The 20,780-nt window shown below is 72.4% G+C and carries 27 protein-coding genes, 2 tRNA genes and 1 pseudogene; 9 read left to right on the top strand and 21 right to left on the bottom strand.

The features are described 5' to 3' along the window. Nucleotides 1-4: 4 nt before the first annotated feature. Nucleotides 5-985 (bottom strand): pirin family protein, encoded by a 981-nt coding sequence (locus KRR39_RS13795; RefSeq protein WP_216937678.1) that lies wholly within the window; start codon nt 983-985, stop codon nt 5-7. A 105-nt stretch (nt 986-1,090) separates the two neighbouring features. Here KRR39_RS13795 and KRR39_RS13800 point away from each other — a divergent pair, with 105 nt between their 5' ends. Next, nucleotides 1,091-2,671: a phytoene desaturase family protein gene (locus KRR39_RS13800; RefSeq protein ID WP_216937680.1), complete on the top strand. Its 1,581-nt coding sequence runs from the start codon at nt 1,091-1,093 to the stop codon at nt 2,669-2,671. A 49-nt stretch (nt 2,672-2,720) separates the two neighbouring features. Here the strand turns inward: KRR39_RS13800 and KRR39_RS13805 are convergent, their stop codons facing one another. Continuing rightward, nucleotides 2,721-3,422, bottom strand: a complete 702-nt coding sequence (locus tag KRR39_RS13805) for an anti-sigma factor (RefSeq protein ID WP_216942649.1) — start codon at nt 3,420-3,422, stop codon at nt 2,721-2,723. Then, a complete protein-coding gene (gene sigK / locus KRR39_RS13810; protein ID WP_216937682.1) occupies nt 3,419-3,997 on the bottom strand; it encodes an ECF RNA polymerase sigma factor SigK in 579 nt (192 codons plus the stop codon). The genes KRR39_RS13805 and sigK overlap by 4 nt, the downstream gene beginning before the upstream one ends. A 226-nt stretch (nt 3,998-4,223) precedes the next feature. Between sigK and KRR39_RS13815 the strand changes: the two genes are divergently transcribed. The 5 genes from KRR39_RS13815 to KRR39_RS13835 all read left to right on the top strand — a co-directional run bounded on the left by KRR39_RS13815 (nt 4,224) and on the right by KRR39_RS13835 (nt 7,923). Further along, nucleotides 4,224-4,299 (top strand) — tRNA-Lys (locus tag KRR39_RS13815). An 85-nt stretch (nt 4,300-4,384) separates the two neighbouring features. Continuing rightward, complete coding sequence (locus KRR39_RS13820; RefSeq protein ID WP_216937684.1) at nt 4,385-5,272, top strand: DMT family transporter; 888 nt, start codon at nt 4,385-4,387, stop codon at nt 5,270-5,272. 44 nt (nt 5,273-5,316) lie between these two features. Further along, nucleotides 5,317-6,306 (top strand): aldo/keto reductase, encoded by a 990-nt coding sequence (locus KRR39_RS13825; protein ID WP_216937686.1) that lies wholly within the window; start codon nt 5,317-5,319, stop codon nt 6,304-6,306. Between the two features lie 158 nt (nt 6,307-6,464). Next, a complete protein-coding gene (locus KRR39_RS13830; protein WP_216937688.1) occupies nt 6,465-7,289 on the top strand; it encodes a sigma-70 family RNA polymerase sigma factor in 825 nt (274 codons plus the stop codon). Nucleotides 7,290-7,353: 64 nt separating this feature from the next. Further along, nucleotides 7,354-7,923, top strand: a complete 570-nt coding sequence (locus KRR39_RS13835; protein WP_216937690.1) for a hypothetical protein — start codon at nt 7,354-7,356, stop codon at nt 7,921-7,923. A gap of 66 nt (nt 7,924-7,989) precedes the next feature. Here KRR39_RS13835 and KRR39_RS13840 read toward each other — a convergent pair whose 3' ends face one another. The 6 genes from KRR39_RS13840 to KRR39_RS13865 form a co-directional block, all read right to left on the bottom strand. Further along, nucleotides 7,990-8,286, bottom strand: a complete 297-nt coding sequence (locus tag KRR39_RS13840) for a GroES family chaperonin (RefSeq protein ID WP_216942651.1) — start codon at nt 8,284-8,286, stop codon at nt 7,990-7,992. Between the two features lie 26 nt (nt 8,287-8,312). Next, nucleotides 8,313-8,567: a DUF3618 domain-containing protein gene (locus tag KRR39_RS13845; RefSeq protein WP_216937692.1), complete on the bottom strand. Its 255-nt coding sequence runs from the start codon at nt 8,565-8,567 to the stop codon at nt 8,313-8,315. A gap of 55 nt (nt 8,568-8,622) precedes the next feature. Further along, nucleotides 8,623-9,273, bottom strand: a complete 651-nt coding sequence (locus KRR39_RS13850; RefSeq protein ID WP_367303744.1) for an energy-coupling factor ABC transporter ATP-binding protein — start codon at nt 9,271-9,273, stop codon at nt 8,623-8,625. A 105-nt stretch (nt 9,274-9,378) separates the two neighbouring features. Further along, nucleotides 9,379-10,077 (bottom strand): cobalt ECF transporter T component CbiQ, encoded by a 699-nt coding sequence (gene cbiQ / locus KRR39_RS13855; protein WP_216937694.1) that lies wholly within the window; start codon nt 10,075-10,077, stop codon nt 9,379-9,381. A 1-nt stretch (nt 10,078) separates the two neighbouring features. Continuing rightward, nucleotides 10,079-10,423 (bottom strand): PDGLE domain-containing protein, encoded by a 345-nt coding sequence (locus tag KRR39_RS13860; RefSeq protein ID WP_216937696.1) that lies wholly within the window; start codon nt 10,421-10,423, stop codon nt 10,079-10,081. Continuing rightward, the gene (locus tag KRR39_RS13865; protein ID WP_216937699.1) at nt 10,420-11,115 is read right to left on the bottom strand and encodes an energy-coupling factor ABC transporter permease; all 696 of its coding nucleotides are present in this window, start codon (nt 11,113-11,115) and stop codon (nt 10,420-10,422) included. The genes KRR39_RS13860 and KRR39_RS13865 overlap by 4 nt, the downstream gene beginning before the upstream one ends. A 124-nt stretch (nt 11,116-11,239) precedes the next feature. Here KRR39_RS13865 and bcp point away from each other — a divergent pair. From bcp to KRR39_RS13880, 3 genes and pseudogenes are all read left to right on the top strand, one after another. Continuing rightward, nucleotides 11,240-11,717: pseudogene (gene bcp, locus KRR39_RS13870) on the top strand (thioredoxin-dependent thiol peroxidase). A gap of 12 nt (nt 11,718-11,729) precedes the next feature. After that, nucleotides 11,730-11,802, top strand: a tRNA-Leu gene (locus KRR39_RS13875). Nucleotides 11,803-11,826: 24 nt separating this feature from the next. Next, entirely contained in the window at nt 11,827-12,219 is a 393-nt protein-coding gene (locus KRR39_RS13880) for a GNAT family N-acetyltransferase (RefSeq protein WP_216937700.1), read from the top strand. 1 nt (nt 12,220) lies between these two features. Here the strand turns inward: KRR39_RS13880 and rdgB are convergent, their stop codons facing one another. The 12 genes from rdgB to KRR39_RS13940 form a co-directional block, all read right to left on the bottom strand. Continuing rightward, nucleotides 12,221-12,841, bottom strand: a complete 621-nt coding sequence (gene rdgB, locus KRR39_RS13885; RefSeq protein WP_216937702.1) for an RdgB/HAM1 family non-canonical purine NTP pyrophosphatase — start codon at nt 12,839-12,841, stop codon at nt 12,221-12,223. Continuing rightward, nucleotides 12,838-13,557, bottom strand: a complete 720-nt coding sequence (gene rph, locus KRR39_RS13890) for a ribonuclease PH (RefSeq protein ID WP_216937704.1) — start codon at nt 13,555-13,557, stop codon at nt 12,838-12,840. Before rph ends, rdgB begins: the two co-directional genes overlap by 4 nt. Nucleotides 13,558-13,567: 10 nt before the next feature. Beyond that, nucleotides 13,568-14,545, bottom strand: a complete 978-nt coding sequence (locus tag KRR39_RS13895) for a hypothetical protein (protein ID WP_216937707.1) — start codon at nt 14,543-14,545, stop codon at nt 13,568-13,570. Between the two features lies 1 nt (nt 14,546). After that, nucleotides 14,547-15,194, bottom strand: a complete 648-nt coding sequence (locus KRR39_RS13900) for a cytochrome b N-terminal domain-containing protein (protein WP_216937710.1) — start codon at nt 15,192-15,194, stop codon at nt 14,547-14,549. Then, nucleotides 15,191-15,352: a hypothetical protein gene (locus KRR39_RS13905; RefSeq protein ID WP_216937712.1), complete on the bottom strand. Its 162-nt coding sequence runs from the start codon at nt 15,350-15,352 to the stop codon at nt 15,191-15,193. Before KRR39_RS13905 ends, KRR39_RS13900 begins: the two co-directional genes overlap by 4 nt. An 88-nt stretch (nt 15,353-15,440) precedes the next feature. Beyond that, the gene (locus KRR39_RS13910) at nt 15,441-16,202 is read right to left on the bottom strand and encodes an MBL fold metallo-hydrolase (RefSeq protein ID WP_216937714.1); all 762 of its coding nucleotides are present in this window, start codon (nt 16,200-16,202) and stop codon (nt 15,441-15,443) included. After that, nucleotides 16,199-17,017: a glutamate racemase gene (gene murI / locus KRR39_RS13915; protein WP_216937717.1), complete on the bottom strand. Its 819-nt coding sequence runs from the start codon at nt 17,015-17,017 to the stop codon at nt 16,199-16,201. Before murI ends, KRR39_RS13910 begins: the two co-directional genes overlap by 4 nt. Before the next feature lie 90 nt (nt 17,018-17,107). After that, nucleotides 17,108-17,776: a lysophospholipid acyltransferase family protein gene (locus KRR39_RS13920; protein ID WP_254185136.1), complete on the bottom strand. Its 669-nt coding sequence runs from the start codon at nt 17,774-17,776 to the stop codon at nt 17,108-17,110. 82 nt (nt 17,777-17,858) lie between these two features. Next, a complete protein-coding gene (locus KRR39_RS13925; RefSeq protein ID WP_216937719.1) occupies nt 17,859-18,842 on the bottom strand; it encodes a ribose-phosphate diphosphokinase in 984 nt (327 codons plus the stop codon). Between the two features lie 204 nt (nt 18,843-19,046). Continuing rightward, entirely contained in the window at nt 19,047-19,994 is a 948-nt protein-coding gene (locus tag KRR39_RS13930) for a PLP-dependent cysteine synthase family protein (RefSeq protein WP_216937721.1), read from the bottom strand. A 2-nt stretch (nt 19,995-19,996) separates the two neighbouring features. After that, nucleotides 19,997-20,275: a MoaD family protein gene (locus tag KRR39_RS13935; RefSeq protein ID WP_216937723.1), complete on the bottom strand. Its 279-nt coding sequence runs from the start codon at nt 20,273-20,275 to the stop codon at nt 19,997-19,999. After that, complete coding sequence (locus KRR39_RS13940; protein ID WP_216937726.1) at nt 20,275-20,721, bottom strand: M67 family metallopeptidase; 447 nt, start codon at nt 20,719-20,721, stop codon at nt 20,275-20,277. The genes KRR39_RS13935 and KRR39_RS13940 overlap by 1 nt, the downstream gene beginning before the upstream one ends. Between the last annotated feature and the right edge of the window lie 59 nt (nt 20,722-20,780).

Raw genomic sequence — 20,780 nt, forward strand, 5'->3', positions numbered from 1 at the left:
TGCGTCAGCCCTCGGTGACGTCGTTGGAGAGGCCGTGCACGACGGGCACCTGGCCCATCCGGCCCTTCTGGAAGTCCTCGAACGCCTGCAGCACCTCGGCCTTGGTGTTCATCACGAACGGGCCGCCCCAGGCGACCGGCTCCCGGATCGGGCGGCCGCCGAGCACCAGCACCTCCATCGTGGGGGTGCGGCCGTCCTGCCGGTCCGCGGCGCTCACCGAGACGAAGTCGCCGGCGCCGAGCACGGCGAGCTGGCCCGCCTGCACCGGGGTGCGCTCGAGCCCGACGGTGCCGGTGCCGGCCAGCACGTAGACCAGGGCGTTGAACTCCGGGTTCCAGGGCAGGTCGAGCCGGGCACCGGGCGCCAGCGATCCGTGCACCATCGCCATCGGGGTGTGCGTGGAGCCCGGGCCGGTGTGCCCGGCCACGTCGCCGGCGATGATCCGGGCGAGCGCGCCGGCGTCCGCGGTGGTCACGAGACCGAGCTGGCTGGAGCGGAGGTCCTGGTAGCGCGGGGTCGCCCACTTCTGGTCGCGCGGCAGGTTCACCCACAGCTGCACGCCATGGAACAGGCCGCCGGAGGCGACCAGCCACTCCGGGGGCGTCTCGATGTGCAGCATCCCCGAGCCGGCGGTCATCCACTGGGTGTCGCCGTTGGTGATCGAGCCGCCGCCACCCTGGCTGTCCTGGTGGTCCATGACGCCGTCGATCATGTAGGTGACGGTCTCGAAGCCGCGGTGCGGGTGCCACGGGGTGCCCTTGGGCTCGCCCGGGGCGTACTCCACCTCGCCCATCTGGTCCATGTGCACGAACGGGTCGAGCAGGCTGAGGTCGACGCCGGCGAAGGCCCGGCGGACCGGGAAGCCCTCCCCCTCGAAGCCGCGCGGGGCGGTCGTCACGCCCTGCACGGGCCGGACGGTGTCGCCGAGCCCGGGTGCGTGCAGGCGGGGCAGGACGGTCAGATCTTCGACGGTGACGGCGGGCATGGTGCCTCCTCGGGTGGCAACGGACCTCGGGGCAACAGTAGTTGAATCCTAAACATTCCACCAGGGTCGTCCGGACCAGGTAGGCCGACCGGTAGCGTTCCGACGATGAGCACCGACACCCTGCAGTCCTACGACGTCGTGATCGTCGGCGGCGGCCACAACGGCCTCGTCGCCGCGACGTACCTCGCCCAGGCGGACCTGTCGGTGCTCGTCCTCGAGCGGCTCGACACCACCGGCGGGGCCGCCGTCAGCGCCAGCCCGTTCGCCGGCCTGCCGGCGCGGCTCTCGCGCTACTCCTACCTCGTCAGCGTGATGCCGGACCGGATCATCTCCGACCTGGGGCTCGACCTCGACCTGCGCTCGCGGACGGTGGCCTCCTACACCCCGGTGCACCGCGACGGCACCCACTCGGGACTGTTCGTCGAGCGCACCGAGGGCACCGCCACCGCCGAGTCCTTCCGGAAGCTGACCGGCTCCGACCAGGAGTACGACGCCTGGCGGGCGTTCTACGGCGAGGTCCGCGAGTTCACCGAGGCGCTCGCGCCCACGCTGCTGGAGCCGCTGCGCACCGCGCGGGAGGCCCGGGCGCTCGTGGACGGACGGACGTGGGACCACCTGGTCGAGGAGCCGCTGGGCCGGGTCATCGAGGACCGCTTCGCCGACGACACCGTGCGCGGGGTGGTCGCCACCGACGCGCTCATCGGCACCTTCGCCGACATGAACGCCGAGTCCCTGGTGCAGAACCGCTGCTTCCTCTACCACCTGATCGGCAACGGCTCGGGCGAGTGGCGGGTGCCGGTCGGCGGCATGGGCGCGGTCACCGACTCGCTCGCGGCGGCCGCCCGCAAGGCCGGGGCGACGATCGTCACCGGCGCCGGCGTGAGCGGCATCGAGTCGGACGGCACCCGCGCGAGCGTGACCTGGCACGACGGCGAGTCGTCGCGGACCACCTCCTGCGAGTGGGTGCTGTCCAACGTGGCCCCGTGGGTGCTGCAGCTGCTGCTCGGCCAGGACGCCGGCGAGCGGCCCGAGGGCTCGCAGCTCAAGATCAACCTGCTGCTCGACCGGCTGCCCCGGCTGAAGTCCGGCGAGACGCCGTCGAACGCGTTCGCCGGGACGTTCCACGTCGCCGAGGACTACAGCGAGCTGCAGCAGGCCTACGCGGAGGCCGAGGCGGGCGGACTGCCCACCCGGCAGCCCGGCGAGCTCTACTGCCACTCCCTGACCGACCCCTCGATCCTCGGGCCGCTGGCCGCCCGGGGGATGCACACGCTGACCTACTTCGGGGTGCACACGCCCGCGCGGGCGTTCGCCGGCGACGTCGCCGGCCGCCGCGACGTGGCCGTGCAGCGGGCCCTCGACGCCATCGACGAGGTCCTCGAGGAGCCGCTGGAGTCACTGCTCGCGGTGGACCGCGACGGACGGCCGTGCCTCGAGGCGAAGGCGCCCCAGGACATCGACGAGGCGCTCGCGATGCCGGGCGGGCACATCTTCCACGGCGACCTGGCGTGGCCGTGGGCCCCGAACCGGGCCCGCCTGGACTCCCCCGCCCAGCGGTGGGGCGTGGCCACCGACCTGCCGAACGTGCTGCTCTGCGGCTCCGGCGCACGCCGGGGTGGTGCGGTCAGCGGGCTCGGCGGTCACAACGCGGCACAGGCCGTGCTGGACTCGCTCCGGGACCGCTGACCGCGCCCGCGTTCCAGCAGCACCCCCCGGGGCTGGAACGCGCGCCGGGTCAGACCTGCTCGGGGTCGACCGTGACGATGGGCTTGCTCGTGGGCTCGGTCGACCCGCCGGCCGGCTCGACCGTGATCGCGACCGTCGTACCGGCGCTCGGCATGGACATCACCTTGCCGGCCTTGAGGTTCTCGATCAGGCCGGCCGAGGTCGCCGTGCCGGCGTGGATGGTCCACATCTGGTAGGCCCGGCTCGTGGGCAGCTTCTGCAGGCCGTCGGTCTGCACCGCCATCCGGCCCAGGCTGGGTGACGTGGCGACCGTGAGCGAGCCGCGGTCGGTCTTCACCGTCTTGGTGTGGGCATCCTGCGCCGCGAAGACCGTGGCGGTCGAGGCGGTGATGCTCGGCTGGTCCGGACGGTTCTGGCTGACCGCGAAGCCCGCGGCGACGACCAGGACGACCGCGGCGGCCGCGGACAGCACCCGCGCCGTCCACCGACGGCTGGGCGCGGCGTCGAGGGAGGTCACCTTCGGCGGCAGCTGCGGGAGCTGGTCGGCGGCGGCGAGCACCCGGGCCTTGAGAGCCGGCGGGGCGGCACGCGCCTCGCTGGCGCCCATCATGGCCGCGGCCTCCTGCAGCTCGCGGACCTCGTCGCGGCAGGCCTGGCACTCCTCCAGGTGGGTGTCGAATGCCTGGGCCTCCTCGGCGCTCAGCGCGTCGACGGCGTAGGCACCCGAGAGCGTGTGCAGATCGGTGCTCATCGTTGCCCCTCCAGGCAGTCTCGGAGACGGATCAGTCCGTCCCTCATTCTCGTCTTGATGGTGGGCAGCGGCTTGTCCAGGAGACTCGCCACCTCGCTGTAGGTGTAGCCGTTGAAGTAGGCCAGCCGCACCGACTCGAGCTGCAGGTCGGTGAGGGTCTCCATGCACTCCCGCACCGCGCCGTGCTCCTCGGCCGCGATCAGCGTGTCCGCCGGCTCGTCGTGGCTGACCTCGTCGGGCATCGACCTCACGTCCTGGCGCTTCTGCGACTCGTTGCGCCGTACGGCGTCCACGGCGCGCCGGTGGGCGATGGTCATCACCCAGGTCTTCGCCTTGCCCAGCCCGCTGTCGAACCGGGCCGCCTTGCGCCAGACCTCGAGGAAGACCTCCTGCGTCACGTCCTCGGCCCGGGCGGGATCGCGCACCACGCGGCGGGCGAGCCCGAACACGGCCGAGGACAGCTCGTCGTACAGGGCCTCGAAGGCACGGGAGTCGCCCAGTGCGACGCGACCCACCAGCGCCTCCACGTCGGCGCCGCCGTGAGCAGGCACCAGTCTCAGACCCGGCTCGGACATGCGTGCGCCTCCTTCGACATCCCCAGATCGACCGTCGTTCTGAGGGTGGTTCGCGGCCCCATGCCGTGCGGATGGGTCGAGATCCGAGATCGTGCCGCGAAATCCCCGCGCTGCTCCCACTCTGCAGGATTCCCGTCCCCCGCGGGGCGCGAAACGTCACGAAGCGCCCAGGGGGGCTCCGATTTCATGCCGGGCCGGTCCGCTGCTAATGTTTGCCTCGCTTCGCGCGCCATTAGCTCAATTGGCAGAGCAGCTGACTCTTAATCAGCGGGTTCGGGGTTCAAGTCCCTGATGGCGCACCAGCAGACGATCAGCCCCGGTCCTCGGACCGGGGCTCTTCGCTTGTCGTCGCAGGAAGCGGACCAGCGAGTCTCTAGAGTGGCACCCGTGAACGCGCTCGCGGTGACCCTCGCCCTGCTGAGCGCTGCGACGTTCGCGATCTCCTCCTCGGTGCAGCACCAGGCCGCCGAGAAGGCGCCCGCCTCGGCGGCCAGCGTGTTCGCGCTGCTCGGCTACCTGGTCCGCCGTCCGCCGTGGCTGGTCGGCCAGGTGCTCGCCACCTGCGCATTCGCGCTGCACGCGAGCGCGCTGCACGCCGGCCCGATCGCCGTGGTCCAGCCGATCGTGGTCAGCGGCATCGTCTGGGCGGTGCCCGCGCGGGCGGCGATCAGCCGCCGGCTGCCCTCGCTGAGCGAGCTGCGGGCCGTGCTGGTCACCGCCCTCGGTCTCGCGGTGTTCCTGGTCGCCTCCGACCCCACGGAGGGCGAGCCCGCGGGTCTCGGTGCGGGAACCGTCGCGCTCGCCGCTGTCGGCGTGGTGGTCGCGCTCGCCGCGAACGTGGCCGCCGGGCGGGTGGGCGACGACCCGCGTCGCAAGGCCTTCTTCCTCGGCTGCGTGGGCGGCGTGCTGTTCGGGCTGGTGGCCGGCTTCATGAAGCTCGCCCTCCAGGAGCTCAACGACGGCGGCGTGGACGCGATGCTGACCGCCTGGCCGACGTACGCGCTGCTGCTGGTCGGCGCCGGAGGCGTGCTCACCAACCAGCGGGCCTACCGCACCGCCGGTCTCTCGGCGTCGATGCCGGCGCTGAACATCGTCAACGGGCTCACCTCGCTGGTCTTCGGGTTCACGGTGTTCTCCGAGGTCCCGCGCCACTCGCCGCTGTTCCTGGTCATCGAGGTCGGGGCGCTGGCCTGCATGGCCGTCGGGCTGTGGATGCTGATGCGGTTCGAGGAGGCGCACCAGCGCGTCACCCAGCCGGAGCTCGCCCACGACTGAGCCGGGCCGGAACCCGGGAACCGGCCGGGTGGTTGGGTGGGGACATGAGCGACATGACCTACCGCCCTCTCGGCCCCAGCGGCCTGATGGTCTCCACCATCGGCCTCGGCACCAACGCCTTCGGCTCCCGCATCGACGAGCAGCAGTCCCGGACCGTCGTCGACGCCGCGATCGACGCCGGCGTGACGCTGTTCGACACCTCGGACACCTACGGCACCGGCGCGAGCGAGGAGGTGCTCGGCCGCGCCCTGGGCAGCCGCCGCGACGACGTGGTGCTGGCCACCAAGTTCGGCATGGACATGGGCGGCGCGAACGGGCCGGACTGGGGAGCGCGGGCGTCGCGGCGCTACGTGCGCCGGGCGGTCGAGGCCAGCCTGCGCCGGCTCGGCACCGACCACATCGACCTCTACCAGCTGCACCAGCCCGACCTGGTCACGCCCGTCGAGGAGACCCTCGAGGCGCTGACCGAGCTCGTCACCGAGGGCAAGGTGCGGTACGTCGGCTGCTCGAACTTCGCGGCCTGGGAGGTCGTCGACGCCCACTGGACGGCGACGACGGCCGGCCTGCGCCCGTTCGTGTCCGCGCAGAACGAGTACTCGCTCTACAACCGGGCCGCCGAGGAGGAGCTGCTGCCGGCCCTGTCGCACCTGGGGATGAGCCTGATCGCCTACTTCCCGCTGGCCTACGGCCTGCTCACCGGGAAGTACCGCCGCGGCGAGGACGCCCCCGCCGGCAGCCGCCTCGGCGCGGACAACCAGGCGCACCGGCTCGCGGGCGCCGACTGGGACCGCATCGAGGCGCTGCAGGCCTACGCCGACGAACGCGGCGTGGGCCTCCTCGACGTCGCCCTGGGCGGCCTCGCCGGCCAGCCGTCGGTGGGCAGCGTGATCGCCGGTGCCACCCGGCCCGAGCAGGTCGTGGCCAACGTCCGCGCCGGGCTGTGGGAGCCCACGGCCGAGGATCTGGTCGCCCTGGCCGAGGTCAATGCGGGCCGCGGAGCGGGCATGACGCACGCCTCGTTCACCCGCGGCTGAGCCGTCCCGCGCGGCCGGCGCTCGCCTAGACCAGCGGGGCCGACGCCCGTCCTGGTGTTTTGCGGCCACCACCCCGGGTAGACGACTGCACAACTCGGGGGCTGCAACAAGGATCGGTTCCCCCGGCCGGTCCCTCGCTCAGACAAGAGGCGGAGACCATGGTGGCCAGCCCGGTAGAGCTCGTCGACGTACGACCAGCACCCCTGGACGAGCTCGACTCCTTCGACATCGAGATCCCAGGAAGCCGGACCGCGGTCAGCGCCCGGCTCCTCCAGCGCGCGGCCCGCGAGAGCGACCCGGTGGAGCGCAAGCGGCTCCAGGACGAGGTGGTGGTGCTGCACATGGGCCTCGCCCGGGCGATCGCCAGCCGCTACCGCGGGCGCGGCATCGCCGACGAGGACCTCACCCAGGCCGCCTCGATGGCGCTGCTGAAGGCGGCCCGCAACTTCGACGCGGACCGTGGCGTGGAGTTCCTCTCCTACGCCGTGGTCACCATGAAGGGCGAGGTCAAGCGGCAGTTCCGCGACTTCGGCTGGATGGTCCGCCCGCCCCGCCCGATCCAGAAGCTGCAGGCCGACGTGAGCCGCGCCGACAGCGAGCTCACCCACCAGCTGGGCCGCTCCCCCAAGGTCGGCGAGGTCGCGGCGTACCTCGACGTGCCCGAGGACGACGTGGTCGAGGCGCTCTCCGCGGACGGCTGCTTCACCCCCACCTCGCTCGACAGCCCGGTCGGTGCCGACGGCAGCGCGGTGCTCGGCGAGCTGATCCCCGGGGAGGACTCCGGGCTGAGCGACGCCGAGGCGCGGGTGATGCTGGCCCCGGCCGTGCGCGCACTCCCCGAGCGTGAGCGGGAGGTGCTCTACCTACGGTTCTTCCGGCAGCAGACCCAGGCGCAGATCGCCGAGGAGATCGGGGTGACCCAGATGCAGGTCTCCCGGATCCTGGCCCGGGTGCTGGCCGAGCTGCGCGGACAGCTCGGCTGACGGTTGTTTGCTCGCTCGGGTGGGGGGTACCCGCAGGGTCGTCCGAACGAATGGGAGTCTCATCATGCCGTCCTGGGTCATCTGGGTCATCGTCGCCATCGTGGTGATCGCCGTGATCGCGGCCGTCGTCGCCGCGGCCAGCAAGAAGAAGCAGGAGCGCAACCGCACGCGGGCCGGTGAGCTGCGCGAGCAGGCCGCCGCCCAGGCCGCCGGCGTCCAGCAGCGGGAGGCGCACGCCAAGGAGACCGAGGCCCGCGCCGCCGAGGCCCGCGCCGAGGCCGACCGCAAGCAGGCCGAGGCCGAGCGCCTCCAGGCCGAGGCACGGGACCGCCAGCAGACCGCCGCGGGCTACCGCGACCAGCACGCCGAGAACCTGCGTCAGGCCGACGAGCTGGACCCCGACGTGGACACCCGCAGCGAGGACTACACCCGCCCCGAGGGCCTGACGGGCCACGAGACCGGCCACGAGTCCGCCACGCGGGAGACCGGCAGCCACGAGTCCGCCACGCGGGAGACCGGCACGCACACCGACGAGACCACCACGGTCACGCACCCCGACGGCAGCACCGAGGCGGTCAGCGCACCCGACGCGGGCACCGAGGGCACCACCGACGGCGGCAGCCACCGCGCCTGACCCGTCACCCGTACCGCACACAGGAAGGGCCCCGCCGGATCCGGCGGGGCCCTTCCTGCATGTCCGTCAGAGGTACAGGCCGGTCTGGCTGTCGCCGAGGCGCTCGGCGGCCACCGCGTGCAGGTCGCGCTCGCGCAGCAGCACGTAGGTCTCCGCGTTCACCTCGACCTCGGCCTTGTCCTCGGGGTCGAACAGCACCCGGTCGCCGACCTCGACCATCCGCACGTGCGGCCCGATCGCGGCCACCCTCGACCAGGCGAGGCGGCGACCGCCCATCGCAGCCGTCGCCGGGATGACGATGCCGCCGCTCGAGCGGCGCTCGCCGTCCTTGTCGACCGAGACCAGCACCCGGTCGTGCAGCATCCGGATCGGCGTCTTGTCGGTCACGCCTACCGGGTCACCTTGCGCATCACGACCACGAAGACGACGAAGCCGAGCGCGCCGCCGGCGACCTTGAGGATGTTGTCGGTGCGCGGGCTGCCCTGCGCGTCGACGAAGTGCGCCTTGAAGCCGTTGACCTCGCGCTTGAGGATCGTCTTGGGGCTGGCCCGGTAGGCGAGCTGGTCGATGGTGGCGGCAAGCCGCGCGCGGGTGGCCTCGATGTCGCTCTCGAGCGTGTCGGGCTTCGCGTCGGTGGTGGCCACGGTGTTCTCCTCGGGTCGCGCTGTGCCCACGTCGTCGCAGGCGTCGACCCGAACGTTACCCGGCCGTCGCTGTCCGAATCGTGCGGGGATCGAAGCCGAACGGGAGCTCCAGCCGGTGGGCCGACATCAGCGCGTCGTCGGTGAGCACGTCGTACGTCGCCCCGTCCGCGACGATCACGCCGTCGGAGAGCACCACGGACCGCGGGCAGAGCTCGAAGGCGTAGGGCAGGTCATGGGTGACCATCAGCACCGTCACGTCGAGCGAGGTGAGGATCTCGGCGAGCTCCCGGCGCGACGCGGGGTCGAGGTTGGACGAGGGCTCGTCCAGCACCAGGATCTCCGGCTCCATCGCGAGCACCGTGGCCACCGCGACCCGGCGGCGCTGGCCGAAGCTGAGGTGGTGCGGCGGACGGTCCACGAAGTCGGCCATCCCGACCCGGTCGAGGGCGTCGAGCACCCGCCGGTCCAGCGCTGCCCCCCGCAGCCCCAGGTTGGCCGGTCCGAACGCGACGTCGTCGCGCACGGTCGCCATGAACAGCTGGTCGTCGGGGTCCTGGAAGACCACGCCGACCCGGCGGCGCACCTCGGAGAGGTTGGCCTTGGTCACCGGCAGGCCGGACACCGAGACGGTGCCCGCGCCGGCGGCCAGGATGCCGTTGAGGTGCAGCACCAGGGTGGTCTTGCCGGCGCCGTTGGGGCCGAGCAGGGCGACCCGCTCCCCCCTGGTGGACGTGCAGGTCGACGCCGTACAGCGCCTGGTGCCCGTCGGGGTAGGCGTAGGCCAGCCCGGAGACGTCGAGGACGGGGGTGCTCACGCGCGGTCGCTCCTGGTGTCGGGCCTGGTGTCGGGCATCGTGCCGGTGTAGCCGCGCGCCAGCATCGCGAGGTGGACCCGCTCGCCGCGCTCGTAGGACCGGATGAACAGGGCGCCCGACGAGCGGGCCAGGACCGGCCAGTGCCAGACGTGGGAGGCCCGGAAGCCGCGGGACTCGCGCGCGACCTTCATCCGGCCCATCTCGTCGGTGACCACGTCGAGGTAGCGGATCATGAAGCCCATGATCTGCACCAGCAGGTTCGGCACCCGCAGCCGCTCCAGGCCCGCGAGCAGGTGCCGGGGCTCGGTGGTGGCGGCCAGCGTCAGGCTGGCCAGCACGCCGAGCGTGCCCTTCGCCAGCAGCGCGCCCGCCGCGGCGAGCCCGGGCTCGCTGACGGGGACCCCGAGGACCTCGACGCGCGGCCCGCTGGCGAGGAACGGCATCAGCACCGCGAACACCACGAACGGCACCTCGACGACCATCCGCCGCAGGAGGTAGGCCGGCGGGACGTGGCTGACCGCGACCACCGCGACCAGCACCAGCAGGAACCCGGCGTAGGCGGGCCACCAGCCCGGGGGGACCGCGACCACGAGCAGCATGAAGCCGAGCAGCGCGAGGACCTTGAGGTGCGCGGGTGCGCGGTGCACCGGCGAGTGGCCGTGGAAGTGCAGCTTGTGACCGTGCCCCGCGCCCACGTCAGGCCCCGCTGTGCTCGGCGTGCTGGCGGGGCCGCTCGTCGGCGGTGCCCCGGCGTCGTACGACGTAGGTCAGGCCGCCCGCGAGGGTGAGGACCACGACGCAGCCCAGCACGCCGGCGAGGCCCCGGGAGAGCCGCTGGTCGGCGACGCCCGCGGTGCCGTAGCCGGCCAGCGGGCTGCCGTCGGAGGCGTGCCTGGTCTGGGTGCCGGAGAAGCCCTTGTCCTCGGCGACCCGGTTCAGGCCGTCGGGGCTGCGGGAGGCGTAGAAGCTGACCACCCCGGCGAGGAGCAGCGCGACGAGCAGGCCGGTGACGACCAGGGCACGCGTGGAGACCTTGCTCATGCGGCGACCCCCCGGCCGTCGCGGACCTCGAGGGTGCGCCTGTCCAGCACCCGCCGGGCACCGTGCACCAGGTCGGGCCGGACCGCGACGATGCTGCCGACCGCCAGGCCGGTGATCACGGCCTCGCCCACGCCGATCAGCACGTGCCAGCCGACCATCGCGGTGGCCAGGGCGCCGAGCGGGATCGGGGCCTGGCCGCCCACGGCGTACAGGCCGACGAAGCAGAGCGCAGCGGCCGGGACCGAGACCAGGGCGCTGACGGCGGCGGCCGGCGCGACCATCGACAGCCGCTTGGGCAGCGCCGCCTGGAGCAGCCGGAAGACGAGGTAGCCGACCACCACGGTGACCAGGCCCATCAGGTCGATGTTGGTGCCCAGCGCGGTGATGCCGCCGTCGGCGAACAGCAGCGCCTGGACCAGGAAGACCACGCTCATGCAGAGCAGCCCGGTGAACGGTCCGACCAGGATCGCGGCCAGCGCCCCGCCGAGCAGGTGCCCGCTGGTGCCGGCGCCGACCGGGAAGTTCAGCATCTGGGTGGCGAACACGAAGGTGGCGACCAGGCCGGCCAGCGGCGCGGTCCTGTCGTCGAGCTCGTGCCGCGCGCCGCGCAGCGCCACTCCGACGGCGACGACCGCCACCGCGCCAGTCGCGACCGAGGTCGGTGCGTCGAGGAACCCGTCCGGGACGTGCATGCGGCACTCCTTGTACGTTGAGCCTCAGCCGGGTGCGAGCCCGGAACCGTCTTGATGCACAGGCTACGTTATTGCACACGATGTGCAACAAGGACTCTCCGTCCGGCCAGGAAGGGACCCACCCGTGAGCGACTCCCGCCTCTCCCCCGGTGACACCGCACCGGACTTCACGCTGACCTCGGACACCGGCGAGGAGGTGACGCTGTCCCACCTGCGCGGCCGCAAGGTGATCGTGTACTTCTACCCGGCCGCGATGACCCCCGGGTGCACCACCCAGGCCTGCGACTTCACCGACTCCCTCGACGCGCTCCAGGCGTCCGGCTACGAGGTGCTCGGCGTCTCCCCCCGACCAGCCGGCCAAGCTCGCGAAGTTCCGGGAGCGCGACTCGCTGACGATCACGCTGCTCTCCGACCCCGACAAGGAGACGCTGACGGCGTACGGCGCGTACGGCGAGAAGAAGCTCTACGGGAAGGTCGTCCAGGGCGTCATCCGCTCGACGGTCGTCGTCGACGAGACCGGGGTGGTCGAGCTGGCGCAGTACAACGTCAAGGCCACCGGCCACGTCGCCAAGCTGCGGCGCGACCTCGGCCTCGCCTCCTAGACTCTGGCCTGCGCGCCCGTAGCCCAATGGCAGAGGCAGTCGGTTTAGGTCCGGCCCAGTGTGAGTTCGAATCTCATCGGGCGCACCCCCACCCGTCCCGGGACCGGTCATGAGCTCGGTGGAGATCGTGCCGTTCGAGGAATGGCACGCCGCGGGCATCGCCCGGCTGAGCACCGCGGTGCAGTGGCCGTCGCTGGCCGACCCGGCGACCGTGCGGGCGGTCTGCACGGCCCCGGGCTCCGCGGCGTACGTCGCGCTCGTCGACGACGCGGTCGTCGGCTGGGCGCAGGCCCTCGGCGACGGGGTGCTGCAGTCGCACCTCAGCTTCGTCGCCGTGCACCCCGCCCACCGGCGCCGGGGCATCGCCCGGCTGCTCACGGTCGCGACGTTCCAGGCCACCCACACCGTGCGGATGGACCTGATCACCGACGGCGCGGAGGCGTTCTACGAGGCCTTCGAGCACCGGCGGATGCACGGGTTCCGGATCTACCCCGGGGCGTGAGTCACAGCCCGGTGAGCACGTCCGCGACGACGGGGGCGATCTCGCGCAGCGCCTTGCCGCGGTGGGAGATCGCGTCCTTCTCCTCGACCGACAGCTCGGCCGACGTGCGCTCGCCGCCGTCCGCGACGAACAGCACGTCGTAGCCGAACCCGCCGCTCCCCCGCAGCTCGCGGATGATCCGGCCGGGCATCTCGCCCAGCACGACGTGCTCGGCGGTGCCGCCCGCGCCCACCGGGTAGGCGAAGGCGACCGCGGCGGTGAAGTGCGCGGTCCGCCGCTCGTCGGGCACGTCGGCGAGCTGCTCGAGCAGCAGCCGGTTGTTCGCGCCGTCGTCCTTGGCGACCCCGGCCCACCGGGCCGACAGCACGCCCGGCATCCCGTTCAGCTCGTCGACGCACAGCCCGCTGTCGTCGGCCAGCGACGGCAGACCCGTGGCCGCGACCGCCGCGCGCGCCTTGAGCAGCGCGTTGCCGGCGAACGTGTTCTCGGTCTCCGCCGGCTCGTCGTACGGCGTCACGTCGTCGAGGCCGAGCACCTCCACGTCGGGGACGTACTCCACGAGGATGCGGCGCATCTCGACCAGCTTCTTGGGGTTGCGGGACGCGAGGAAGACCTGGGTCATCCCGCGAGTGCCTCGCGCTGCATCCGGGTGAGGTCGACGCAGCCCTTCTCGGCCAGGGTCAGCAGGCTGTCCAGCATCTTCCGGTCGAACGGGGCGCCCTCGGCGGTGCCCTGGACCTCGACGTAGGCGCCGTCGCCGGTCATCACCACGTTCATGTCGGTCTCGGCGCGGACGTCCTCCTCGTAGGGCAGGTCCAGGCGCGGCTCGCCGTCGATGATCCCGACGGAGATCGCGGCCACCGAGCCGGTGAGCGGCTCGCCCTTGAGCGCGCCGATGCCCTTGAGGTGCGCACACGCGTCGGCGAGCGCGACGTACGCGCCGGTGATCGCCGCCGTCCGGGTGCCGCCGTCGGCCTGCAGCACGTCGCAGTCCAGCACGATGGTGTTCTCGCCGAGGGCCTGGTAGTCGATCACCGCGCGCAGCGAGCGGCCGACCAGCCGGGAGATCTCGTGGGTGCGACCGCCGATGCGGCCCTTGACCGACTCGCGGTCGGAACGGGTGTTGGTGGAGGCCGGGAGCATGGCGTACTCCGCGGTCACCCAGCCCAGGCCGGAGCCCTTGCGCCAGCGCGGCACGCCCTCGTTGGCGCTCGCGGCGCACAGCACCCGGGTCCGCCCGAACTCGACCAGCACCGAGCCGGCCGCGTGGTCCAGCCAGTTGCGGGTGATGGTCACGGGGCGGAGCTCGTCGTTGGTTCGTCCGTCTGCTCGGGTCATGCGGGCGACCCTACCGACCACCACCGCCCGCCCCGTGGGCGCGGTAGTAGCGCCGCCAGACCAGGCTGTGCACCGGGATCCAGCGCGGGATCGAGCGCAGACCGGGGATCAGCGGCAGGAACATCAGCCCTGCGGTCAGCAGGAGCATCAGGCCCCACACCTGCGCGTCGGCGTTGTCGGAGGTGGAGAACGGCTTGACCTGGTACCAGAACGTGTAGAGCCACATCCAGGGCTGACCGGGGTAGTTGCCGGTCTCGTTCATCATCCCCCACTGGTCGCCGCCGAGCTGCTGGGCCCGGGCGGTGTCCTCGAGGTACGCGCCGTCGGAGAGCAGCAGCAGCGGACGGGTCTGGTCCGTGCCGTAGAAGGTGCCGGCGGAGGTCAGGCTGCCCTCCAGGCCGCCGGACCGGGCCAGGGCGAGGAAGCGGGTCGCCAGGAGCGGCACCGGGCCGAACCCGGCCGCCGGCGGCACCGCGCCGTTCCCCGCCGTGGCGAGCGCGTCCGCGTAGCGGGTGGCCCAGGCCTGCCGCTGGGCCGGGCCCGCGGCGGCCCACCGGGCCAGCGCCAGGCGCAGCGGGGCGTCGCCGGAGGCCATCGCGAGCGGCTGCAGCACCAGCGACGCGGAGTCCACCGGGATCCGCACGCCGCCGAGCTTCTGGGTCGGGATGCCGAGCAGCTTCTGTCCCTCTGCGGCGGAGTTGTACGGCGGACCGTAGGTGGCGCTGGCGCTGGTGCCGGCGAGCTCGGCGGTGGCCGTCGCGAGCACGTCGGCGGGAGCGGCCTGCGCCCACGACCGCATCGTGATCGCGGGCTCGTCCGGGGACGAGAAGGCCGCGGCCAGCCCGGTGGTGAGCAGGCTGACGGCGACGAGGGCGAGCACGAACTCCTTGACCAGGTCGTAGGGCCGGGTGGGGAAGTCGTGCGTGTCGGGGGTGCCCGCGGCCGACGTGGACGAGGTGCCGCGGCGCCGCACGCTGGTGGTGGCCACGTCACTCACCCGGCTCGACGTCGAAGGGCGGCACCACGCCGTGCCGGCGCACCAGCACGACGTGCCACAGGGTGACCACGCCGACCGCCACCGGGAGCAGCACCACGTGCCACAAGAGCATCTGGCCCGGGTTGAGCACGTTGAACCACGCTCCGATGCCCACGGCGTTCAGGCCGTCCTTGGCCTGGGTGCTGATCCACTGGGCGTCGAAGTTCGACTGGGTCAGGTAGCCGGTGAACGCGGTGCCGATCGAGGTGACGAACGCCAGCACGCCGACCACCCAGGTCAGCACCCGCTTGCCGCGCCAGGCCGCCATCCAGAACTTGCCCCACAGGTGGATGACCATGAACGCGAACATCAGCTCGACGCTCCACAGGTGCAGGGAGTTGACGAAGTGCCCCACTCCGGAGACGTGCCACCAGGCGACCCCGCCGGCGGCGAGGACCGCGCCGGAGGCCAGGACCACGACGAGGGCGGCGAGCGTCAGCACGCCGAACACGTAGATCCAGGACACCACGTAGGCAGGCTGGCGGTCCGGCAGCGCCTCCCCGGGCGGGACGAGCCCGCTGATCCGGGCGCGCAGCCGGGTGGTCCAGTTCGTCGGCTCGTGGCCGGCCGCGCCGACGGTCGTCGTGCGCAGCGCGGTCATGACCGGTCACCCGAGCCCGGGAACGGCAGCAGCAGCGCGAGCACGAACACCACGACCATCGCCGCGATGATCAGTAGGTTGGTGACGCTGACGTGGAAGACGCCCACGTGGACGTAGCTGCCCGAGGAGGCAGCCGAGAGGAGTTCCAGCGATGACATGACAACCACCGGTGAGAAGGGGACGCACGGGCTGCGTCCCCTTCATCGTGGGCTCGGGCGCAACACCCCCACAGGGGCTTAGGTCCCCTCAGCCCAGGTCGTACGTCGACCCGGTGACCGCGGCCTCGAGCGGGCCGTCGAAGGCCTCCCGGGCCTCGGCCAGCAGCACGGCCGGGTCGTGCCAGGGCGGCACGTGGGTGAGCACCAGCCGGCCGGCCCCGGCCTCGGCGGCGGTGGCGCCGGCCTGCTTGCCGGTGAGGTGCAGGTCGACGGGGTTGTCGCCGCCCTCCACGAACGCCGACTCGCAGAGCAGCAGGTCGGCGCGGCTGGCGAGGTCGACGAGCTCCTGGCAGGGGCCGGTGTCCCCGGAGTAGGCGACGACCCGCCCGTCCGCCTCGACGCGCAGCCCGTAGGCGGCGATCGGGTGCACGACGCGGGTGGGCCGGATCGTGAACGGGCCGAGCCGGATCGGCTGGTCGTCGTACTCGTGGAAGTCGAACTCGGCGGACATGCCGCTCGCCGGGTCGAGGCCGTAGGCGCGGGCGCACTGGGCGGCGACCCCGCGCGGGCCCCAGACCGGGATCGGGGGGCGGGCGCCGTCGGGGTGGTACTTCCACATGACGTAGAGACCGCTGATGTCGAAGTAGTGGTCGGGGTGCAGGTGGCTGAGCAGCACCGCGTCGATGCTCAGCGGGTCGACGTAGCGGTGCAGCGTGCCGAGGGCGCCGCTGCCGAGGTCGAGCAGCACCCGCCAGGTCCGGCCGTCCTGCTCGCCCTCGAGCAGGTAGCAGGAGGCGGCCGAGTCGGGGCCGGCGAAGGAGCCCGAGCAGCCGATGACGGTGAGCCTCACACGGCCGCCCAGGTCGTGGCCTGCGCGAGCTGGTGCACGGACTCCAGCTCGGGGCCGAGGAACCGCCGGCCGATCGCGGCGAACTCGGAGGGCTGACCGGTGGTCAGGAACCGGTGCTCGGGGGCCTGCAGGGCCGGGTCGCGCTCGAGGTCGTGCTGGACGAGCAGCCGGTAGACGTCCTTGGCGGTCTCCTCGGCGCTCGAGACGAGCGTCACCTGGTCGCCCATCACGTAGGACACGATGCCGGTGAGCAGCGGGTAGTGGGTGCAGCCGAGGATCAGGGTGTCGATGCCGACCGAGGTCAGCGGGTCGAGGTACTCGTGCGCGGCGTCCATCAGCTCGGGGCCGCTGGTCACGCCGGCCTCGACGAACTCGACGAAGCGCGGGCACGCCCGGGTGTGCAGCGTGACGTGCGGGGCGGCGGTGAACGCGTCGTCGTAGGCCATCGAGTCGGCGGTCGCGCGGGTGCAGATCACCCCGATCCGGCCGGTGCGGGACGCGGCCACCGCGCGACGGGTCGCGGGGTGGATCACCTCGACCACCGGCACCGGGTAGCGCTCGCGGGCGTCGCGCAGGACCGCGGCGCTGGCGGAGTTGCAGGCGATGACCAGGGCCTTGACGCCCTGGGCCACGAGGTGGTCGAGGCACTCGAGGGCGTACTCCCGCACCTCGCCGATCGGCAGCGGGCCGTAGGGCTGGCGGGCGGTGTCGCCGAGGTAGAGCACCGGCTCGTGCGGCAGCTGGTCCAGCACGGCACGGGCCACGGTGAGTCCACCGAAGCCTGAGTCGAAGATGCCGATCGGAGCGTCTGCCACGGGCCCTACGGTAGTGCCACCCGCCCCCTGCTCCCCGCTCACGCGACGGACGTCACGGTGCGACGGTGGTCACCCGCGGCCGGCTGGCGCTCAGGCCTCGGCGGGGCGCTCGTTGTAGACGCCGGCGAACGGCTGCCCGGACAGCTTCTGGATCTCGTTCATGATCACGTCGGTGACCTCGCGCCGGGCCCGGCCGGCGGGCACCCCGTCGTAGGTGTCCCGGAACTGCAGCGGCTCGCCGAACCGGACGGTGACGTCGGCCCGGCGCGGGAACGTGGTGCCGACCGGCTGGATCTTCTCGGTGCCGGTCAGGCCCACGGGTACGACGGGCGCGCCGGAGGTCAGCGCCAGGTGCGCCACCCCGGTCCGGCCGCGGTAGAGCCGCCCGTCGCGCGAGCGGGTGCCCTCGGGGTAGATGCCGAAGGCCTCGCCGCGGCCCAGCACCTCCAGCGCGATGTCCAGGGAGGCCAGCGCGGCCTTGGTGTCGTCGCGGTCCACGGGCACCATGCCGATGCCCTCGAACCAGCCGCGGACGAGTGCGCCCTTGATGCCGGTGCCGGTGAAGTAGTCCTCCTTCGCGAGGAAGACGACCTTGCGGGGCACGAAGAACGGGATGACCATGCTGTCCGCGAACGAGAGGTGGTTGCTGGCCACGATCACCGGGCCGGAGCTCGGGATGTTCTCCAGGCCCTCGATCCGGGGTCGCCAGTAGAGCTTCGCCACGGGCGGCAGCACGGCGTGCACGACCTCATACAACATCTTTCGCACCCTCCAGCGTTCCGAGAGGCCAAGAGTGCCAGGTACGCCGCCGGTCCGCCCACGTGACCGCCGTACGGACGGGTCAGGCGTCGAACGGGAGCTTCGGCTGCGGCGGCCCGAGCGAGGGGTCCACGCCGTCGAACAGGCTGCTGACCGACTCGCCCGCGTGCACCCGGGAGATCGCCTCGGCGAACAGCTCGGCCACCGAGCGCACCTTCAGCTCGGGCCAGTCCGCGGGCGCCGGGACGGTGTCGGTGGTGACCACCTCCCGGATCATCGGGTGGTCCCGGAGCCGCTCGACGGCCTTGCCGACGAACAGCCCGTGGGTGCAGGCGACCGAGGCGCCGGTGCAGCCGAGCTCCTCGAGCTTGTCGAGGAGCTCCACGATCGAGCCGCCGGTGGCGATCTCGTCGTCGAGGACGATCGCGTGCTTGCCCTCCACGTCGCCGACGATCGCGTCGATGACCACCCGGTCGTCGGCCAGCCGCTGCTTGCTGCCGGCCGCGACGGGCAGCCCGAGGAGCCGGGAGAAGTGCGTGGCGGTCTTGGCGTTGCCGAGGTCGGGCGAGACCACGACCGCATTGGTCAGGTCCTGGTCGCGGTAGTGCTCGGCGAGCACGCCCAGCGCGGTCAGGTGGTCGACCGGGACCGAGAAGAAGCCGTGCACCTGCGGGGCGTGCAGGGTCATCGTCAGCACCCGGCTCACCCCGGCGGTGGTCAGCAGGTCGGCGACGAGGCGGCCGCCGAGCGAGATCCGGGAGGCGTCCTTCTTGTCCGAGCGGGCGTAGGCGTAGTGCGGGATCACCGCGGTGATCTGCGCCGCCGAGGCGCCCTTGGCCGCGTCCACCATCAGCAGCAGCTCCATCAGGTGCTCCTGCGTCGGCGGCACCAGCGGCTGGACGATGTAGACGTCGCGCTGGCGGCAGTTGGCCTGCAGCTGCGCCTGGAGGCAGTCGTTGCTGAACCGGCTGATGTCCACCGAGGACAGCCCCACCCCGAGGTTGTCGCAGATGGCGGTGGCCAGCGGACGGTGGGCGCTTCCGGAGAAGACGACGATCTCACGCACGCGGCGCTCCCGGGTGTGGGCGTGGAGGGGGCGCGCTCACGATAACCCGGCCGGAGGGTGCCGGTGCACGGCGCCCACGTTGGTCGAGGTGCCCGAGCCCCCGGGGGCGAGGGCCTCGAGGCCACTCAGGGCCCCTCGGGGTGGGTCTCGAGGCTCACTTCGTTCGCACCTCGACCAGCGTGAGGGGAACCAGCGCGAGGGGCGTCAGGCCCAGAGCTGGCCCTCGAGGCGGTCCTCGGCCTCGTCGATGGTGCCCTCGTAGGCGCCGGTGGAGAGGTACTTCCAGCCGCCGTCGCAGACCACGAAGACGATGTCGGCGCGCTCGCCGGCCTGGACGGACCTGGCGGCCTGGGCCAGCGCGGCGTGCAGGATCGCGCCGGTCGAGATGCCGGCGAAGATGCCCTCGGCCTCGAGCAGCTCGCGGACCCGTCGTACGGCGTCGCGGGGACCGACCGAGAAGCGTGCGTCGATCAGCGAGGCGTCGTACAGCTCGGGGACGAAGCCCTCGTCGAGGTTGCGCAGGCCGTAGACGAGCTCGCCGTAGCGCGGCTCCGCGGCGACGATCCGCACCTCCGGCTTGTGCTCCCGGAAGAACCGGCCGACGCCCATCAGCGTGCCGGTGGTGCCGAGACCGGCGACGAAGTGCGTCACCTCGGGCAGGTCCGCGACGATCTCCGGGCCGGTGCCCTCGTAGTGCGCGAGCGCGTTGGCGGGGTTGCCGTACTGGTAGAGCATCACCCAGTCGGGGTGGTCCTCGGCGACCTGCTTGGCCACCCGGACCGCCTCGTTGGAGCCGCCGGCGGCCGGTGAGGACACGATCTCGGCGCCCCACATGCGCAGCAGCTGGCGGCGCTCCTCGGAGGTGTTCTCGGGCATCACACAGACCAGCCGGTAGCCCTTGAGCTTGGCGGCCATCGCCAGCGAGATGCCGGTGTTGCCAGAGGTCGGCTCCAGGATCGTGCAGCCGGGACGCAGCGTGCCGTCCTTCTCCGCGACCTCGACCATCTTCAGCGCGGCGCGGTCCTTGATGGACCCGGTGGGGTTCTGGTCCTCCAGCTTGGCCCAGAGCCGCACGTCCGGCGACGGCGATAGCCGGGGCAGGCCGACCAGCGGCGTGCCCCCGACCGAGTCGAGCGTCGAGTCGAAGCGCACCGTCAGCGCGCTCCGCCGGCGACCGCAGGCAGCACGACGACCTGGTCGCCGTCGCTCACGCTCGTGCCGAGACCACCGGTGAACCGGACGTCCTCGTCGTTGACGTAGACGTTCACGAAACGACGCAGGTCCGCACCCTCGATGAGGCGCTCCTTGATGCCGGGGTGGTTGTCCTCGAGGTGGTCGATGACCTCCGAGAGCGTCGTGCCCTCTCCGGGGACGGCCTTCTCGCCGCCGGTGTACGTGCGCAGGATGGTGGGGATGCGGACCTCGACTGACATCAGTCCTGGCTCCTCAGCTGTTCGATGGTGGCGACGACGGAGACCTCTTCCTCGGTCACCTGGCCGTCGACGATTCTGTATGACCTGAACTCCACTGGCCCGTCACTATTCCCGTGCTCGCGTGTGCTGACCAACACGTAGTGCGCGTTCGGCTCCATGGCGAGGCCCGTGTCGGTGCGCGACGGGTAGGCCTCGGTGGCCGTGTGGGAGTGGTAGACGACCACCGGCTCCTCGTCGCGGGCGTCCATGTCCCGGTAGAGCTTGAGCAGGTCGGTCGGGTCGAACTCGTAGAACGTCGGCGAGCTCGCCGCGTTGACCATCGGGACGAACCGCTCGGGACGGTCGGAGCCCTCCGGGCCCGCGACCACGCCGCACGCCTCGTCGGGGTGGTCCCGCTTGGCGTGCGCGACGATCGCGTCGTAGGTCTTCTGCTCGATCCTCAGCACGTCCGCCAGCGTAGGAGAGCCCCGGTCGCCGGCCCGTCGTACCCCGGGCGGGTCCGGAT

The sequence above is a fragment of the Nocardioides panacis genome, from assembly GCF_019039255.1.
Classification (GTDB): Bacteria; Actinomycetota; Actinomycetes; order Propionibacteriales; family Nocardioidaceae; genus Nocardioides_B; species Nocardioides_B panacis.

What these genes read in the sequence shown, in the direction of transcription:
- KRR39_RS13795 (WP_216937678.1), bottom strand. Translation starts at nt 985, where the DNA reads ATGCCCGCCGTCACCGTCGAAGATCTGACCGTCCTGCCCCGCCTGCAC.
- KRR39_RS13800 (WP_216937680.1), top strand. Translation starts at nt 1,091, where the DNA reads ATGAGCACCGACACCCTGCAGTCCTACGACGTCGTGATCGTCGGCGGC.
- KRR39_RS13805 (WP_216942649.1), bottom strand. Translation starts at nt 3,422, where the DNA reads ATGAGCACCGATCTGCACACGCTCTCGGGTGCCTACGCCGTCGACGCG.
- sigK (WP_216937682.1), bottom strand. Translation starts at nt 3,997, where the DNA reads ATGTCCGAGCCGGGTCTGAGACTGGTGCCTGCTCACGGCGGCGCCGAC.
- KRR39_RS13825 (WP_216937686.1), top strand. Translation starts at nt 5,317, where the DNA reads ATGAGCGACATGACCTACCGCCCTCTCGGCCCCAGCGGCCTGATGGTC.
- KRR39_RS13830 (WP_216937688.1), top strand. Translation starts at nt 6,465, where the DNA reads ATGGTGGCCAGCCCGGTAGAGCTCGTCGACGTACGACCAGCACCCCTG.
- KRR39_RS13835 (WP_216937690.1), top strand. Translation starts at nt 7,354, where the DNA reads ATGCCGTCCTGGGTCATCTGGGTCATCGTCGCCATCGTGGTGATCGCC.
- KRR39_RS13840 (WP_216942651.1), bottom strand. Translation starts at nt 8,286, where the DNA reads ATGCTGCACGACCGGGTGCTGGTCTCGGTCGACAAGGACGGCGAGCGC.
- KRR39_RS13860 (WP_216937696.1), bottom strand. Translation starts at nt 10,423, where the DNA reads ATGAGCAAGGTCTCCACGCGTGCCCTGGTCGTCACCGGCCTGCTCGTC.
- KRR39_RS13865 (WP_216937699.1), bottom strand. Translation starts at nt 11,115, where the DNA reads ATGCACGTCCCGGACGGGTTCCTCGACGCACCGACCTCGGTCGCGACT.
- KRR39_RS13880 (WP_216937700.1), top strand. Translation starts at nt 11,827, where the DNA reads ATGAGCTCGGTGGAGATCGTGCCGTTCGAGGAATGGCACGCCGCGGGC.
- rdgB (WP_216937702.1), bottom strand. Translation starts at nt 12,841, where the DNA reads ATGACCCAGGTCTTCCTCGCGTCCCGCAACCCCAAGAAGCTGGTCGAG.
- rph (WP_216937704.1), bottom strand. Translation starts at nt 13,557, where the DNA reads ATGACCCGAGCAGACGGACGAACCAACGACGAGCTCCGCCCCGTGACC.
- KRR39_RS13900 (WP_216937710.1), bottom strand. Translation starts at nt 15,194, where the DNA reads ATGACCGCGCTGCGCACGACGACCGTCGGCGCGGCCGGCCACGAGCCG.
- KRR39_RS13905 (WP_216937712.1), bottom strand. Translation starts at nt 15,352, where the DNA reads ATGTCATCGCTGGAACTCCTCTCGGCTGCCTCCTCGGGCAGCTACGTC.
- KRR39_RS13920 (WP_254185136.1), bottom strand. Translation starts at nt 17,776, where the DNA reads ATGTTGTATGAGGTCGTGCACGCCGTGCTGCCGCCCGTGGCGAAGCTC.
- KRR39_RS13935 (WP_216937723.1), bottom strand. Translation starts at nt 20,275, where the DNA reads ATGTCAGTCGAGGTCCGCATCCCCACCATCCTGCGCACGTACACCGGC.